Annotated in this window: 18 protein-coding genes and 1 riboswitch; of the genes, 2 read left to right on the top strand and 16 right to left on the bottom strand. The window is 68.2% G+C overall.

The window, feature by feature from the left end:
• Positions 1–113 precede the first annotated feature (113 nt).
• From LG334_RS14110 to LG334_RS14050, 13 genes are all read right to left on the bottom strand, one after another.
• On the bottom strand, positions 114–1,814 hold the full coding sequence (locus LG334_RS14110) for a Na(+)/H(+) antiporter subunit D (protein ID WP_404378993.1): 1,701 nt from the start codon (positions 1,812–1,814) through the stop codon (positions 114–116).
• Positions 1,801–2,085 (bottom strand): hypothetical protein, encoded by a 285-nt coding sequence (locus LG334_RS14105; protein ID WP_404378992.1) that lies wholly within the window; start codon positions 2,083–2,085, stop codon positions 1,801–1,803. Before LG334_RS14105 ends, LG334_RS14110 begins: the two co-directional genes overlap by 14 nt.
• On the bottom strand, positions 2,082–3,575 hold the full coding sequence (locus tag LG334_RS14100) for a monovalent cation/H+ antiporter subunit D family protein (protein WP_404378990.1): 1,494 nt from the start codon (positions 3,573–3,575) through the stop codon (positions 2,082–2,084). The genes LG334_RS14105 and LG334_RS14100 overlap by 4 nt, the downstream gene beginning before the upstream one ends.
• Positions 3,572–5,062, bottom strand: a complete 1,491-nt coding sequence (locus LG334_RS14095; protein WP_404378989.1) for a monovalent cation/H+ antiporter subunit D family protein — start codon at positions 5,060–5,062, stop codon at positions 3,572–3,574. Before LG334_RS14095 ends, LG334_RS14100 begins: the two co-directional genes overlap by 4 nt.
• On the bottom strand, positions 5,059–5,517 hold the full coding sequence (locus LG334_RS14090) for a cation:proton antiporter subunit C (protein ID WP_404378988.1): 459 nt from the start codon (positions 5,515–5,517) through the stop codon (positions 5,059–5,061). Before LG334_RS14090 ends, LG334_RS14095 begins: the two co-directional genes overlap by 4 nt.
• A complete protein-coding gene (locus LG334_RS14085) occupies positions 5,517–5,933 on the bottom strand; it encodes a Na(+)/H(+) antiporter subunit B (RefSeq protein ID WP_404378986.1) in 417 nt (138 codons plus the stop codon). The genes LG334_RS14090 and LG334_RS14085 overlap by 1 nt, the downstream gene beginning before the upstream one ends.
• Positions 5,930–6,499, bottom strand: a complete 570-nt coding sequence (locus tag LG334_RS14080) for a DUF4040 domain-containing protein (protein ID WP_404378985.1) — start codon at positions 6,497–6,499, stop codon at positions 5,930–5,932. Before LG334_RS14080 ends, LG334_RS14085 begins: the two co-directional genes overlap by 4 nt.
• Entirely contained in the window at positions 6,496–6,933 is a 438-nt protein-coding gene (mnhG, locus tag LG334_RS14075) for a monovalent cation/H(+) antiporter subunit G (protein WP_404378983.1), read from the bottom strand. The genes LG334_RS14080 and mnhG overlap by 4 nt, the downstream gene beginning before the upstream one ends.
• A 5-nt stretch (positions 6,934–6,938) precedes the next feature.
• Positions 6,939–7,229, bottom strand: a complete 291-nt coding sequence (locus LG334_RS14070; protein WP_404378982.1) for a monovalent cation/H+ antiporter complex subunit F — start codon at positions 7,227–7,229, stop codon at positions 6,939–6,941.
• Positions 7,229–7,708 (bottom strand): Na+/H+ antiporter subunit E, encoded by a 480-nt coding sequence (locus LG334_RS14065; protein WP_404378980.1) that lies wholly within the window; start codon positions 7,706–7,708, stop codon positions 7,229–7,231. Before LG334_RS14065 ends, LG334_RS14070 begins: the two co-directional genes overlap by 1 nt.
• Before the next feature lie 191 nt (positions 7,709–7,899).
• A complete protein-coding gene (locus LG334_RS14060; RefSeq protein ID WP_404378979.1) occupies positions 7,900–8,883 on the bottom strand; it encodes an ABC transporter substrate-binding protein in 984 nt (327 codons plus the stop codon).
• Between the two features lie 43 nt (positions 8,884–8,926).
• Entirely contained in the window at positions 8,927–9,697 is a 771-nt protein-coding gene (locus LG334_RS14055; protein WP_404378977.1) for an ABC transporter permease, read from the bottom strand.
• Positions 9,694–10,497, bottom strand: a complete 804-nt coding sequence (locus LG334_RS14050; RefSeq protein ID WP_404378975.1) for an ABC transporter ATP-binding protein — start codon at positions 10,495–10,497, stop codon at positions 9,694–9,696. Before LG334_RS14050 ends, LG334_RS14055 begins: the two co-directional genes overlap by 4 nt.
• Positions 10,493–10,615: riboswitch (TPP riboswitch) on the bottom strand. It overlaps the preceding gene by 5 nt.
• A gap of 433 nt (positions 10,616–11,048) precedes the next feature.
• Here LG334_RS14050 and LG334_RS14045 point away from each other — a divergent pair.
• Positions 11,049–11,540, top strand: a complete 492-nt coding sequence (locus LG334_RS14045; protein WP_404378974.1) for a DUF192 domain-containing protein — start codon at positions 11,049–11,051, stop codon at positions 11,538–11,540.
• 5 nt (positions 11,541–11,545) lie between these two features.
• Here LG334_RS14045 and LG334_RS14040 read toward each other — a convergent pair whose 3' ends face one another.
• Positions 11,546–11,965, bottom strand: a complete 420-nt coding sequence (locus LG334_RS14040) for a VOC family protein (RefSeq protein WP_404378972.1) — start codon at positions 11,963–11,965, stop codon at positions 11,546–11,548.
• 157 nt (positions 11,966–12,122) lie between these two features.
• Here LG334_RS14040 and LG334_RS14035 point away from each other — a divergent pair, with 157 nt between their 5' ends.
• On the top strand, positions 12,123–13,493 hold the full coding sequence (locus tag LG334_RS14035; protein ID WP_404378970.1) for a sodium-dependent transporter: 1,371 nt from the start codon (positions 12,123–12,125) through the stop codon (positions 13,491–13,493).
• 93 nt (positions 13,494–13,586) lie between these two features.
• On the opposite strand, the gene LG334_RS14030 is transcribed toward LG334_RS14035, so the two are convergent.
• Both LG334_RS14030 and LG334_RS14025 read right to left on the bottom strand, forming a co-directional pair.
• Complete coding sequence (locus tag LG334_RS14030; protein WP_404378968.1) at positions 13,587–14,141, bottom strand: DUF882 domain-containing protein; 555 nt, start codon at positions 14,139–14,141, stop codon at positions 13,587–13,589.
• A gap of 187 nt (positions 14,142–14,328) precedes the next feature.
• On the bottom strand, positions 14,329–16,008 hold the full coding sequence (locus LG334_RS14025; protein WP_404378966.1) for a murein L,D-transpeptidase: 1,680 nt from the start codon (positions 16,006–16,008) through the stop codon (positions 14,329–14,331).
• Positions 16,009–16,148: the final 140 nt, after the last annotated feature.

Here is a 16,148-nt window from a genome sequence, read left to right as displayed (position 1 = left end):
GGTCTCCCGAGGTCGAGGAAATCTCCAGCCGCTCATATGGATAGCACAAGGCCGGAAAGCCACCGTCGGCTTTCCGGCCTTGTCATCCGACCCTGCGGGTGCGGCGGCCCCCGTTAGACGAAATAGATGATCAGATAGATCAGCAGCAGAAGCACCACGCCGAACACCGCGGTGCTGGTGGCCCAGGTGCGCGCCAGCAGGCCGCCGGGACCGTGGTGGGTCTCGACGAAGGTGACGAAACGGCGCAGGCCGCCCTGGAAGACGTCCAGCACGCTGCCGCCGGCGCGCACGCCGCGCATTCCGAACTCGGCGGCCAGGAAGGTGCCGAAGCGGCGGTAGAACCAGTCGAAGTCCAGCGTGATGGTGCGCTTGGGCCGCAGCAGGGGCTTCAGCGCGAAGAACGCGAGTCCGGCGAACAGCAGCAACTGAAGCTGGTGGACCACCTTGTAGACGCTGTAGGGGCTGAAGTCGGGCGGGGCCGGCAGCAGGCCATAGAGCGCCGAGGGCCAGATGCCGACGCCGATGCACAGCACGGCCGTCAGCACCATGGCGGCGGTCATGGTCGGCGGCGGGTCCTTGGGCGTCAGGCCGCTGTTGTTCTTGCCGAAGAAGATCAGCCACGGCCACCGCAGGCCCAGGTAGACGAAGGTGGCGGCGGATGCCGTTTCCAGCGGGAACCACACCCACGCCAGATGCGCATCGGCGGCGGCGGTGGTGATCAGCGACTTGCTGACATAGCCCGAGGTGGCCGGGAAGCCGGCGATGGCAAAGGCGCCGATGATGCCGCAGACGGCGGTGATGGGCATGGTCTTCGCCAGCCCGCCCAGGTCGGTCGCCTTGCGGATGCCGGTCTGGTAAAGCACCGCGCCGGCCGACATCAGCAGCAGCGCCTTGTAGATGATGTGGGCAAAGGCATGGGCGGCCGCACCGTTCAGCGCCATCTCGGTGCCGATGCCGGCGGCCACCAGCATGAAGCCCACCTGGTTGACGATGGAATAGGCCAGGATGCGGCGGATGTCGTTGTCCAACAGGGCGTAGATGATGCCGTAGACGATCATCGCCAGGCCGATCCACGTCAGCAGGGCCACGCCGGGGAACAGCACCAGCACCACGTAGACGGCCGTCTTGGTGGTGAAGGCCGACAGGAACACCGTGCCCGACCACGACGCTTCGGGGTAGGCGTCGCCCACCCAGGCCCACAGCGGCGGCGCGCCCGCGTTGACCAGCACACCCACCAGCATGAGCCAAGTCGCGACGTCGGTCGGGGTCATGGCTTGCAGGTCCAGCGAGCCCGTCTCCGCGACCCATGCGGCGATGCCCGCCATGAGCAGCACGCCGCCCAGCAGGTGAATGAACAGGTAGCGCATGCCCGCGGCGAAGGAGCCTTCGGTCCGGTTGGCCCAGATGACGGTCGCCGAGGCGATCGCCATGACTTCCCAGAAGACGAACAGCGTCACCAGGTCGCCGGCGAAGCAGACGCCGATCGCCCCGCCCGCATAGATGAAAGCGGCGGCCAGTTCCATGACGCTGTCGCGCTTCATGGCATAGAGGCCGCCCAGGAACGCCATGATGGCGAAGATGGTGGCGAACAGGCGCGACAGGGCGCCGCCCTCCACGATGTCCAGCCGGTAGTCCAGGAAGGCCGCCGACATCACCACCGCGTCGGGCACCTGCCAGACGGCCCACAGGGTCACCAGCGGGGCCAGCGGCAGGATCACGGCGCGGGCGGCGGGCGCACCGCGCAGCAGGGCCAGCAGCAGGCCGCCGATCATGAGGATGACGCCGGGCGGCACCAGGGCGCTAATCTGCGTCATAGTACGTGTCCGTCCGCTTCAGGAAGATGCCGGCGATCTTGGCGACGATCACCACGAACAGGCCGCTCAACAGGCCGTAGGCCGCATGGAAGCCGAAGATGCCGTCGACGCCGAAGTGCGGCTTGAAGTCCATGAGCGCATCGGCGCCCACCAGCACGGCCAGCACGACGGCCGCGCCGATCAGCCAGGGCAGGGGCGGCAGCGAAAGCCCGCCGCCGTCCTCCTGCCCGGGGCTCTTGCGGGGGGCGGTGGTTTCGGGCGTCTTCGTCATGGCGTGGCCTCGATCATCTGGCGCGCCAGGTCCAGCGGAACTTCGGCGAAGAAGAACAGTGCCACGGTGCCCGCCGCCGTCAGCGTCAGGGCGACGACCGAGGGCCAGGGCGCCTCGCCGTGGTTGCTGTAGTCGTGGTTGTGGTGCGTGTGGGCATGGCCGTCGGCGTGCATGGGCTTCTCCGGCTTGAAGAAGGCCGCGTAGACGATGGGCAGGAAATAGGCGGCGTTCAACAGCGTCGACAGCGTGATGACGCCGACGGCGAACCAGGCCTGAACGTCATAGGCGCCCAGCAGCATGTACCACTTCGAGATGAAGCCGGCGGTCGGCGGCACGCCGATCATGGACAGCGCGCCGACGGCGAAGGCGCCCATGGTCCAGGGCATGCGCCGGCCGATGCCGTCCAGCTGGCTCACGTAGTCCTTGTGGGCCGCGGTGTGGATGGCGCCGGCCGCGAAGAACAGCGTGATCTTGCCCAGCGCGTGGGCGGCGATGTGCAGGGCGGCGCCCACCAGCGACAACGGCGCCAGGATGGCCGCAGCCATGGTCACGTAGGACAACTGGCTGACGGTGGAATACGCCAGCCGGCGCTTCAGGTTGTCCTGCCGCATGGCGATCAGCGAGGCGGCGACGATGGTCCCGCCCGCGACGTACAGCAGCCATTCGGCGCTGGGGGTGGCGGCGAGGTTTTCCCAGCCGAAGACGTAGACGATCACCTTGATGACCGAAAAGACGCCCGCCTTCACGACCGCCACGGCGTGCAGCAGGGCCGACACCGGCGTCGGAGCCACCATGGCCGCCGGCAGCCAGCGGTGGATGGGCATGAGGGCCGCCTTGCCGATGCCGAACATGAACAGGAACAGCAGCAGCCCCACTTCCGGGCCCTTGATCTGCTGGCCCAGGATGCCGCCGGGGGTGAACTCGGTCGTGCCTGTCGCCCACCACGTCCAGATGATGGCGGTCAGCAGCAGCCCGATGGAGGTGGCGATCAGGATGCCCAGGTAGGTGCGTCCGCCGTGCCGCGCCTTGGCGGAGCCCGCGTGAGTGACCAGCGGATAGGTCGCCAGTGTCAGCGCCTCGTAGAAGACGAACAGCGTGAACAGGTTGGCCGAGAACGCCACGCCGATGGTGGCGGCGATGGACACGGCGAAGAACAGGTAGAAGCGCGTCTGGTGCTTCTCGTGGTTGCCGCGCATGTAGCCGATGGAATAGGCCGAGGCGATGATCCACAGCCCCGAGGCCACCAGCGCGAACAGCATGCCCAGCGGCTCGACCCGGAAGGCCAACTCGATGCCGGGCACGATCTCGAAGAAGGTCGCCTCGGGCCGGCCGCCGGCCAGCACCTCGGGCGCCAGACCCCAGACCTGCCAGATCAGCGCTGCCGCCGTCAGGATGGTGACGCCTTCACGCGCGTTGGGTTGACGGTTTGCGAGCAGGATCCCGACGCCGCCGATCAGCGGCGTCACCAGCATCCAGAGCAGCGGGCTCATAGCAGACCTCCCGCCCGGAACAGCGCCTCGGCGGCCCATCGTGCGGCGCCGTAGGAATAGCTGGTATCAAGGCCGAACCAGATGTTGGCGAGCGCCAGGCCCCACAGCGGCGCGAGCAGGCTCACCGGGGCTTCGCGCACGGCCGGCGCCCCGTGCGGGCGGGGCCGCAGGTAGGCGGCCTCCACCACGCGCCAGACGTAGACGACGGCCAGCAGGCTCGACAGCACGATCAACACCGCCAGCCACCAGCGGCCGTCCTGGAAGCTTGCGAGCATGAGGTACCACTTGGAAATGAAGCCGGCAGTCAGCGGCACGCCGATCAGGCTCAAGCCCCCCACGACGAAGGCACCCATGGTCAGCGGCATCTGGCGGGCGATGCCCTCCATGTCGCGGATGTTGACCGACTTCAGGCGATAGAACACCGCGCCCAGCGCCAGGAACAGGCAGGCCTTCATCAGTGCGTGGTTGAACAGGTGAAGCAGGCCCGCCGCCATGCCGGCCGCCGAAATCAGCGCCACGCCCAGCACCATGTATCCGATCTGCGCGACCGAAGAATAGGCTAGGCTGCGCTTGAGGTCCGCCTGCCAGATGGCGACGGCCGAGCCCGAGAACATGGCGGCGATGGCGGTCACCAGCAGCACCTCGGCCACCGGGATGCCCTCGGTCAGGTAGTTGGCGCCGAAGACCGTGAAGAACAGCCGGATCAGCACGTAGAGAGCCACCTTGGTGGCCGTCGACGCCAGAAAGGCCGACACCACCGAGGGCGCGTAGGAATAGGCGTCGGGCAGCCACTTGTGCAGCGGGAACAGGGCCAGCTTCAGCGCCACGCCGACGGTGATGAAGGCCAGCGCCACCTCCAGCGTGCGGTAACCGGCCGCCTCGGGCAGCAGGCGCGACAGATCGGCCATGTTCAGCGTGCCGGTCAGCGCGTAGACCAGGCCGATGCCGATGACGTAGAAGGTCGCGCCCACCGTGCCCAGGATCAGGTAGTGGAAGGAGGCCGCAAGAGCCCGGCGCCCGCGCCCCATGGCGATCATGGCGTAGCTGGACAGCGAGGAAATTTCCAGGAAGACGAACAGGTTGAAGGCGTCCCCGGTGATCACCATGCCCAGCAGGCCGGTCAGGCACAGCAGGTAGCAGGTGTAGAACAGGTAGATGCGCTCGTGCTGGATCTCGGCCTCGATGGACCGGCGGGCGAACAGCATGACCGCCGCGCCCATGGCCGAGATGATGACCAGCATGTAGGCGGCCAGGGCGTCGACGCGGTACTCGATGCCCCAGGGAGCGGCCCAGTTGCCGATGGCGTAGGAGAACGCTCCGCCGGTCTGCACCTGCCACAGCAGGACCAGCGAGATCACGAAGTCGGTCAACGCCACCAGCGTCGCAAAGCCCCACGCCGGTCCGGGGCGGCGGAGCATCATGCAGATGGGGGCGGCGAGCAGGGGGATGACGACCTGGAGGGCGGCGAGGTGAGGCAGAAGGGTCACGACGGATGACCCTCCGCGATCTCTTCCGGCGACGGGCCGCGCAGGCGGTCGCGCTCGGCCTTGTCCTCGGCCTGGTCCATGTCGATGATCTCGTCCTCTTCCATCGTGCCGTAGCTTTCCTTGATGCGCACCACCAGCGCCAGGCCCAGCGACGTTGTCGCCACGCCCACCACGATGGCCGTCAGGATCAGCACGCTCGTCAGCGGGTTGGTGTAGAGCACCTGCGACGTCGGCCGGCCTTCCGCGGCCTCGCTGACCAGGATGGGGGCGGTGCCGCCCATGACGTTGCCGACGCTGATGTAAAGCAGGAAGACGCTGGTCTGAAAAATGTTCAGGCCGACAAGCTTCTTCACGAGATTGCCGCGCGCGATCACCACGTAGAACCCGATCATCATCAGCGTGATGACAATCCAGTAGTTATAGTGGTCGATGACGATTTGAAGCAGGTCGTTCATCACTTGCGCCCCGCGAACGTGAAGAACAGCACGATCATGACCGAGGCGACGGTGATGCCCACGCCCCCTTCCACCAGCAGGATGCCGATGTGCTGGCCGGCCTTGGGATCGGTGGCGAGCACGTTGTAGTCCAGGAAGGCGCCGCCCAGCAGGATGCCGGCCACGCCGGTACCGCCGAAGAGCAGCACCCCGAAGGCCGTCAGGAACCGCAGGACCGACATGGGGGCCACGCGCCGGGCGGTCTCGACGCCGAACATCAGGGCATAAAGGATGAAGGCGACAGCGAGGATGACGCCGGCCTGGAAACCGCCGCCCGGCCCGTAGTCACCGTGGAACTGGACGTAGAGCGCGAACAGCATGATCGGTGCGATCAGCAGCTTCGAGACGGTGCGCAGAATGGGATGACGGTGCATCATTGCAGGTCGCTCCCCCGTTCCTCGCCCTTGACGCTGCGCCGCCGGGCGCGGCCGAGCAGCAGCAGCACCGCGACGGCGGCGGTGAACACCACGACGGTCTCGCCCAGGGTGTCGTAGCCGCGATAGCTGGCCAGCACCGAGGTGACGATGTTGGGAATGCCGATCTCGCGGCCCGACACGTCGACATAGCGCTCGGTCACAGTGCTGGTCTGCACAGGGTTGTCCGGGTCGCCGAAGGCGGGCAGGTCGTAGGTGCCGTAGACAAGCGCGATGCCCGTGACGATGACGATGCCCAGCGCCGCGAAGTGGTGGCGGCGCAGGGCGGGCTTCTGGGTGCGGCCCACCAGCGCCAGGGTGCCCAGCATGAGCACGGTGGAAATGCCCGCGCCCACGGCGGCCTCGGTGAAGGCGACGTCGATGGCGTCCATGACCATGAACAGGGCTGCCGACAGCAGGCTGTAGATGCCCGACATCATCACCACGCCGAACAGGCTGTTCATGCGGGCCATGGCGACGGCCGTGATGATCAGGAACAGAAACAGAAAAACGTCGATGACAAGCGTCATGCGCGCGACTCCTTGTCTCCGGCGGCGTCTCCGGCGGCGCGGTGCGCGGCCTCGTCAGCGGCGACGCCCTGAGCATCCTGCTCCTCGGGCAGGTCCACTTCCATGGGGGCCAGGATGCCGTCGTCGCGGGCTTGCAGCGCCGTGCGCGTGTCGGTGAGCGCGGCGGCGGCCAGCGCGTGGGTGGAGACGGGGCTGGTGAACAGCAGGAAGAACAGGGTCAGCACCAGCTTTGCCGTCACCAGCGTCAGCCCGCCCTGAACCATCAGGCCGCCCAGAATGAGGATGGCGCCCATTGTGTCGGTCAGCGAGGCCGCGTGCATCCGCGTGTAGATATCGGGCATGCGCAGCACGCCCAGCCCGCCGATCAGCGAGAAGGCGGCGCCGCCCAGCAGCATGGCCCACGACAGGCCGTCGCGCAGAAGCTCCCAGTCCATGGCGGCTACACCTCGCCCACGTCGTCGATGCCGGAGGCCGGACCGCCCAGGCTCCGGTAGCGGAAGAATTTCAGGACCGCGATAACGCCGACGAAATTGATCAGCGTGTAGGCCAGCGCGATGTCGCCCCATTCCGGCCGGTTGGTCAGGAAGCCCAGCACGGCGATCAGCAGCACCGTCTTGGTGCCGACCATGTTGGCGGCCAGGATGCGGTCCCACACGCTGGGTCCCTTGACGGCGCGGGTGATGGCCATGGCGATGGTCACGAGGATGGCGGCGGCAGCGGCGATGAACATCAGCAGGAACCCTCCAGCTTGCAGACGCGGCGGTCCATCTCGTCATCGTTGAGAAGCCCGTCCGCGCCGGAGCGGGTTAGCGCATGCACGAGGATGGTGTGATCCTCCATGTGGACCGACATGGTGCCGGGCGTCAGCGTGATGGAGTTGGCGTAGATCACCCGGCCGAACTCGGTCTTCTGGCTGGCCGGCACCTGCACGACGGCGGGGCTGATGGGCAGCCGCGGGTCGAGGATGATTTTGGCCACGTCCACGTTGCTCTTCACGATTTCCCACAGCAGCCAGGGCCAGAAGACCGTGCCCCTAAGGCTGAGGTGGATGGGAAAGGACTCGTGGTCGATGGCGTCCATCCGGTGGACGATCCACACGATGAAGGCACAGGATATCGCGCCCAGGGTCAGCAGCAGGCCCGTGTAGTGGCCTGACAGCACGAGCCAGAGCAGATACATCACCAGACCGAGACCGACGGCGTGAAACACGAAGGAAGGCTCCCGGAAACACGTTGAACGGCGCCCCGACGGACGCCGCGATCACCTCTCGACCATCAACGCGACCGAAAGGCGAGAGGGCCGAAAATAGAATCCCATTCGGCGGGGTCAAAGAAAAAATGCCGGCGGAGCCACTTGGGACCCCGCCGGCTTGCGCAAAAGGACGTTCCGCCGTCGGGATATTACGGCCGGGTGGGGGCGACGGCGTAGGTGCCGACGGCCGGCACGCTGTCGATCATGCCCTGCGCCTTGAGGTATTCGGCGAAACGGTCGTAGCGACCGGTGTCCAGGGCGGCGGGCGCCAGGGCGAAGCGCGGCAGCGTGTCGGCCCAGGCGCGGCGGTTCAACTCGTCGTCCAGGTCCGGGTAGGCCTGGATGAACAGCTCCCAGCTTTCGTCGGGGTGGTTGATGAGGTACTGGGTGCCGCGCTCGATGGCGTCCACCAGCCGGGCGAAGACCGGCTCGGCGGCGCGCTCGGCGTTGGCGAGCAGGATCAGCTCGTCATAGGGCGGCACGCCGTGTTCCTCGGGATAGAAGGCCCGGCCCGCGGCGCCCTCGATGGCCAGCTGGTTCAGTTCGAAGTTGCGGAAGGCGCCGATGACGGCGTCCACCTGGCCCGACAGCAGCGCCGGCGACAGGGCGAAGTTGACGTTGACCAGTGTCACGTCGTCCAGGCTCAGCCCAACGGAGTCGAGCATGGTGCCCAGCAGCGCGTCCTCGAACCCGCCGACGGAGAAGCCCACCGTCTTGCCCTTCAGGTCGGCCAGCGTCTCGATGCCGCTGTCCTGGAGCGTGACCAGCGAATTGAGCGGCGTCGCCACCAGCGTGCCGATGCGCTTGAGCGGCAGGCCCTCGGCCGCCTGCAGGTGAAGCTGCGGCTGATAGCCGACGGCCACGTCGGCCCTGCCGGCGGCGACCAGCTTGGGCGGATCGTTGGGGTCGGCCGGGGCGACCAGCTCAACCTCCAGCCCCTCGTCGGCGAAATAGCCCTTCTGCTGGGCCACCACAAGCGGGGCGTGGTCCGGATTGACGAACCAATCCAGCAGCAGCGTCAGCTTCTGCGGCGCCTGCTGGTCCTGGGCGGCGGCGGGCGCGGCGGCCCCGAGCATCAGGCCGGCAGCGGCGCAGGCGGCGGCCGCGAACCGGGTGAGACGACGGTTGAACATGCGCTGAAATACTCCGTGAAAACAGGTGGTTGATGATCGACCTTCAAGGTGAGCGGCCGTCGTCCGGCACCCAGGGCAGGGCCCGGCGCAGCAGGACGTCGACGGCGGTGTAAAGGGCGATGGCGAACACGGCGAGCACGAACAGGGCGGCGAACATCATGGGCACCTGCATCCGGGCGTTGGCCTGCAGCATCAGGTAGCCGAGGCCGGCGGACGATCCGACCCACTCGCCGACGACGGCGCCGATGGGCGCCACCGCCGTCGCCACCCGCAGGCCCGAGGCGAAGGCGGGCAGGGCGGCGGGCAGGCGGATGTGGCGCAGTGTGGCGAAGCGGCTGCCGCCCATGACGCGGGCCAGGTCCATCCATCCCGGATCGGTGCGGCGCAGGCCGTCGAAGAAGGCGGCGGTGACAGGGAAGTAGATGATCAGCGTTGCCATGGCGACCTTGCTGCCAAGCCCATAGCCCAGCCACAGCACCAGCAGCGGCGCGATGGCAAAGACCGGGATCGCCTGGCTGACCACCAGCACCGGCATCAGCCACCGCCGCACGGGGCGGAAGCTCGCCAGCAGCAGGGCCGTGCCGACGCCCAGAAGGCACCCGAGGCCGAGCCCGAGCAGGATTTCGGCGAACGTGACGCCGGCGTGCTCCAGGATCAGCGCGTGGCGCTCAACCAGCACCGCCAGCGTCTGGGCCGGCGAAGGCAGGAGGAAGCGGCGCTCGCCGGTGAGGTGGAAGGCGATCTGCCAGAGCCCGAGCAGCACCGCAAGGGTCACGACGGCGCGGCCCAGGCGCTTGAGGCCGTCGCGGCTCATGCCGGCACCTCGGCGTCGGCGGCTTCCAGGCGTGCCAGCAGATCGGCGTGCAGGGCGAGCAGGGCGGGGTCGGTCGCCTTGCGTGGCGGCGGCCCTTCGGGCGTCAGCGGCGCGTCCAGGCGGGCCGGGCGGCCCGACAGCACATGCACCCGGTGGCCCAGGCGCAGGGCCTCCAGCGGGTCGTGGGTGACCAGCAGCACGGTCCGCCCGTCCAGCGCCCGCGCCGCCAGGTCCTGCAGGCGCAGGCGGCTGACCGCGTCGAGCGCGGAGAAAGGCTCGTCCATGAGGATCACCGGCCGGTCCTCCATGAGGGTCCGGGCCAGCGCCGCCCGCTGGCGCATTCCGCCGGACAGTTCGGCCGGGCGCTTGTCCGCCGCCTCGTACAGGCCGACAGCCTGGAGCAGGTCGCGGGCGCGGCGGGCGTTGGGCTTCTCGCCGCGCAGGCGGGCGCCCAGCATGACGTTCTCCAGCACGCTCGCCCAGGGCAGCAGAAGGTCCGTCTGCGCCATGTAGGCGACACGGTCTTCCAGGCTCTGGCCGGTTCCGCAGGTCACGCGGCTGTCGGCATGTGGCGGTGCAAGGCCGGCGATCAGGCGCAGCAGCGTCGACTTGCCGACGCCGCTCGGCCCCAGAAGGCAGGTCCAGCGGCCGGCCGGCATGGTGAAGTCCAGGGCGTCGAACAGCGGCACTCCGTGCCACTCCAGGCGCGCGGCATGGACCTGCACCTCGGGCGCGGTGCCGGGGGACGGCGGTTTCGTGAAGGGCAGGGCGCCGGACCGGGCGCTGTCGTCGGGAGTCATACGTCCTCACACGTCCCTACGCCGGTGCTAACCGGATCAGGTTCCAGCGGATGCTAGGGGTCGTCTCCCGAGGACGGAGACCTCTCAGCCGGATGCGCCGGCTCCCCCCGGTGGTGGCATGACTATGGGTGTCGGCACCCGCCCGGTCAAGTGGAGGCGCTTGGCGGCGGCGGCGCGGGGTTGTAAGGTCGGGTCGGACCGGAAAAAGAAGAAACGCCGCGCAGGCTGCCACGCGGCGTTTCCGTCTTTCCCCGTCCGGCCGGTGAAAGGGGCTGACTTTCCGGCCGGGTCGGTCACATACGCCGGGAAGGGTGAGGCCCTCTGGCGGTTGGTCTTCGGCCGGTGGCGGCGCCGTCGCGGAGGTGAGGATGATCGGCGTCCCATCGACAAGGATCACTATAGCAAGTTCGCGCCCCGATTGCCATAGTAAACGCTGTAAAAGCACCGTGACGAGGCCGTGTCAAATCCAAGAGTCCTCGTCCACTATTCAAGTAACATCCAAGGAAACGACCGGCGCGCCGGAACGCAGGCGCGGTCAAGGAGAATTGCCCATGACCCGTTCCCGCCTTTCGCGCGCCCTTGCCGCCGTCCTTGTGGTTGCCGCCGGGCTGCTGCCGGCCGCCTGCTCCCAGGCCGCCGAGCCGCAGGCGCTGCCGACCGAGCCGGTGGTGGTGGAAACCCGTGACGGGACGGTGACCTTCACCACCGAAATCGCCGACGATCACGGCGAGCGCGCCATCGGACTCATGTACCGCGACCACCTGCCGCGCGACCGGGCCATGCTGTTCCAGTACGAGCGCCCGTCGCAGATCCGCATGTGGATGCGCAACACGCTGATTCCGCTGGACATGCTGTTCATGGACCGGCGCGGCGAGATCGTCCACATCGAGCGTGAGGCCCGACCCCACGACGAGACGCCGCGCGGCCCCGACGGCCTGGCGGTCGGCGTCCTGGAAATCGGCGGCGGACTGGCGCGGGAAATGGGCATAGAAAAAGGGATGACGGTGCGCCATCCCTTCTTCGACAACGGTCAGGGCGGGTAAGGACCCTACTTCGCGAACAGCTGGTCCATGTCCTTGAAAGTCTTGAACTCCAGGGCGTTGCCGAAGGGGTCCAGGAAGAACATGGTGCCCTGCTCGCCAACCTTGCCCTTGAAGCGGATGTAGGGCTCGATCTCGAACTTGACGCCGGCTTCCTTCAGGCGGGCGGCCAGGGCCTCCCAGTCCGCCCAGGGCAGGACGACGCCGAAGTGCGGCACCGGCACGGCGTGGCCGTCCACCGGGTTGTGGTGGGCACGGCCGGTGTCGGGCGCCAAGTGCGCGACGATCTGGTGGCCGAACAGGCTGAAGTCGATCCACTCGTCGCTGGAGCGCCCCTCGGGGCAGCCCATCAGCCCACCGTAGAAGCGGCGCGCCTCGTCCAGGTCGGTGACGGGGAATGCGAGGTGGAAGGGGGTGACGGCGGTCATCTGTCTCGAGCCTCTTTCTGGGCGGTGTGGACGTTTCTCCGCCTTGTAGCGCGGGGCTGCCATGCGGGAAAGGGCCACTGTGAACGGTCGTGCCGTTTCCACCGTTTCGGGCACGGTTGTTCACCAGTCACCCCGGTTCAGGGACTCACAGACCCGCATGACGGAAAAAGCCGAAAAGCAGCGGTCGCCCCAGGCGGAAACCGCAGAGGTCGAGCGCGTCACAGCCGACACCCGCCGAAGCGAGCGGCCCGAGTGGACGTCGGAGCGCGCCTTCATTCTGTCTACGGCGGCGGCCGGCGTCGGGCTCGGCAACCTGTGGCGCTTTCCCTACATCCTGGGCGACAACGGCGGCGGCGCCTTCCTCATGGCCTATTTGATCGCCATGATCTGCGTCGGCGTGCCCTTCGCCGCGCTTGAGATCGCCGCCGGCCGGCTGGCGCACGGCAGCTCGGTCACCACTTATGCCCGCATCTCCCGCCTGGCCGGCGTCTACGGCTGGGGCGTGGTGCTGCTGACGCTGATCATCAACAGCTACTATTTCGTCGTCACCGGCTGGACCGCCGCCTATGCCGGCCAATCGCTGTTCGGCGGCGCACAGGATTTCGCCACCTTCACCGACGGATACGGCTCGCTTTGGTTCCTGCTGGCAGTGACGGCGGGTGTCGGCATCGTGCTGGCCGCCGGGCTGGCGGGGATCGAGCGGTTCACCAAGGTGCTGGTGCCGATCCTGCTGGCGACCGTCCTGGGTCTTGCCGTCTACGGGCTGAGCAACGGCACCGCCGGCGAGACTGTGAGCTTCCTGTTCGCGCCGGACGTCAGCCAACTGGGGCGGCTGGACATCTGGGCGGCCGCCTTCGGGCAGGCCTTCTATTCGCTGACCATCGGCCAGGGCTACCTGATCACCTACGGCAGCTATCTGCCGCGCGGGGTGCGCGTGGTCCGCTCGGTGGGTGCCATCGCCGGCATCAACGTGATGGTCGCCCTGCTGGCGGGACTGATGATCTTCCCTCTGGTGTTCCGCTTCGACCTGGACCCCGCGGCGGGCTCGGACCTGGCCTTCAAGGTGCTGCCCCAGGCCTTCGACCAGATGAGCGCCGGGGCGTGGGTTGCGCCGCTGTTCTTCGGCCTGTTCTTCTTTGCCGCCTTCTCGTCGTGCATCGCCGGCGCCAAGGTGGTGGTGGCCGCCCTGAGCGACCGATGGGGCCTCGGCAACCGGAGTGCCGTCGGCTTGGGCATGGCGGCCATCGCGGTGCTGGGCGTGCCCTCGGCCCTGAGCTACGCGGCGCCGGGTTGGCACCTGTGGGGGCAGCCGGTGCTGGATGCCGTTGACGGCATCGCCGGTTCGGGCGTTGTCGTGGTCTCCGGTCTCGTGGGCGCGGCCCTGCTGGCCTGGACGCTTTCGGGCAAGCGGTGGGCGACGGTCATGGAACGCACGACGCCAAGGGTCTCCCGCGCCGCCGTGACCATCGGCCGCTGGGCGCCGCTGCCGGTCGGCCTGCTGTTGGCGGCAAGCTGGGCCACGGGCTGACGGCGGCAGAAAGGCCGGCAGGCATGGAAAAGGCGGCGGAGCGCTTGTCTCCGCCGCCTTGTCTGTCGCTCCCGGACCGCTCGGGGGCGGAAATTACCAGCTGCGCACGCGGCCGGTGTCGACGTGGATGAACCCGCTGCGGGGATAGTCGCCGACGCCTCCGCGCTTGAGACGCAGGGCGGCCTTGTGAAGGTCCATGAGGTCGACGCCGTCCATGGAGACGTCGATGGCCATGCCGCGCATGTGATAGCTCTTCTTCGCCACGCCGCTGCTGTTGGCCGCGAGCTTGGCGTTGGTCTTGGGTGAGCGGTAGCCGGAAATGATGTTGAAGGTGCCCGCGGGGCGGTCGACGCTGGCGGCCAGATCCGTCAGCAGGTCCATCAGCTCGCGGTCCATCTCGTAGATGTCGCCGGTGCGGTGGTCGCGCAGGATGTGGTTGATCTCGCCGAGCGCGTCGGGCAGGTAGCGCCCCTCTTCGCGGTAGGTGACGTCCAGCATCTCGCCCGTGTGAAGGTTCTTGAACTTCAGACGGCCGACATCCGCGGGAATACGCGGCACGGCGGCAATGGCGGGGGTGGACAGGGCGGGCAATACAGCGGTGGCTGCGGCGGCGCCCACAAGGCCGGTGAGCACGCGTCGGCGGCTCATGTCCGGCCGGGCCGCCTGGGCGGTCCGGAATCGGAACATTGGGTCCCTCTCTGCTCTCTCTCTTGTCTCTCAGCGCCTGGGCCGCCTTGTTGTGCGGCGGCCTCTGACAGCGACAGAGTATGAGGGGCCCGGAGTTTCGATCAAGTAAACATTGCACTTGAAGAAGCCGAAACGGCGCCTTCACCTGCTAGTCCTGTGGGTCTTGCGGCTTGAGCGCGATAAGTTGGCGCCCTTCTTCTTGCAGGCGTTGCAGAACCTCCGTGTCATTTCCATAAACGTCGCGGCGAACATGCAGCCGGCCTGTATCGTCACGCCAGACCGTGCGGTAGGTGACGCGCACGTCCACCGGCTCGGGCAGTTGAATGGTCATGGTGCGGCCCGTGTCCAGCTTCGCGCGGATGCTCTCGTATGCCGGCCCGGCGACGAACTGCAGCAGCCGGTCGTAATCCTCCACCCGTATGCAGCCATGGCTGAAGGAGCGGTGGGGCCGGGAGAACAGGCGCTTGGCCGGGGTGTCGTGCATGTAAATGGCGAAATCGTTGTTCAGCGAGAACCGCACGACGCCCAGCGCATTGCCCGGCCCCGACCGTTCCACGAAGCGGTAGGGCATGGTGCGGCCGTTGACGGCCCACCAGTCCACCTCGAAGGGGTCGACGACGCCGGCGCTGCGGCTCCACGAGGAATACACCTGCATGTTTTCGCCGAAGACGTAGCCGGGGTCGGCGCGCAGCTGCGGCAGGATCTCCTCGGCGGCGATGGAGCGGGGCACCGTCCAAGTGGGGTTCAGCACCACGTCGTCCATGTAGTCGGTGAACAGCGGCGTCTTGTTCTTCTCGGTGCCGACGACAACCTTCATGGACAGCGCCGGCTCGCCGTTGTCGTAGGCGGTCAGCGTGTAGTCGGGGACGTTGACCTCCACGAACTTGCCGGTGACGGGCGGGGCCGGGTCCCAGCGCAGGCGCTCCAGGTTGGCGATGATCTGGTCGATGCGCTGGCCGACGGGCACGTTCAGCGTTCGCAGGGTGTCCGGCCCGAGAACGCCGTCCACCGCGATGCCGTGGCGCCGCTGGAAGCGTTCCACCGCGCCGGCGAGCGTCGCGTCGTAGAGCGTTTCGCCGGTCGACGCCGCCGCCGGGTCCAGGTCGCCGTGCAAAACCAGCGCGGCGCGCAGGAGCGGCACCCGGTGGTCCACGTCGCCCTCGCGCAGGGTCTGTCCGGCGGGCACGTGCGGCCAGCCGCCGGTGGCGTCGCGCAGTTGCCGCAGGTCCGCCAGCGCCCGCACCAGGCGCGGATACTGCGGGTGGTCGGGCATCATGCCGGCCAGCGCCGCCGCCGTGTCCGGCGCCGCCAGGGCTTCCACGAGCAGGGCGGCGGCGGCCTGCGGCGCGTCCGGCATGCCGTGGGGGTAGCGGTGGCCGGGGCGCTGGGCGGCAGGAATGCGACCGCCGGTCACGTCCCGCAGATAGTGCAGGACGCCGCGCGTCAGCGCCACGTCGGCTCGGTCGGTGGGCGGCGCCTGGATCAGCGCCGCGCCCTCGGCCGGCAGGTAGTCGGCGGGGCGCAGGCCGTGGCGGTGGGCATCCTGGAGCAGCTTGAGGGCGGCGTCGGCGGCCGGCGTCCAGCCGGAGGCATCGTGCCAAACCGGCGCGTCCAGGCGCTGGGCATAGAAGGTGCGCACCGCGTCGTGCGCGTCGGTCAGCGCCGGCGCGACGGTGGGGCGGTCGGGCGCGAGCAGTGGCGAGGCAGCACTCAGACCGGTGGTCTCGGCCACACCCGCATCGGCGGGCGCTTCGGCCAGCGCGGGCATGGCGGGCGCAACACCGATCAGCAGGGCGGCGGCGGCGCGGTAAACAGATGTGGCGGGCATGATGCGCCTCCGTGGTCGAACGAGGTAGCTGCGTAACGGTCATGGCTGTGCATGCGCTCACACATTATGGCAGAGCCGGCCGTCGCAGTGCACACGATCCCGATCAAATTGCCGTGAATTGTGTATGATGGAAAGATCGC

The organism is Caenispirillum salinarum (genome assembly GCF_044803115.1).
Classification (GTDB): domain Bacteria; phylum Pseudomonadota; class Alphaproteobacteria; order Rhodospirillales; family Rhodospirillaceae; genus Caenispirillum; species Caenispirillum salinarum_A.
The sequence above is the reverse complement of the archived record's forward strand: the minus strand, read 5'-3'. Positions and strand labels throughout refer to the sequence as shown.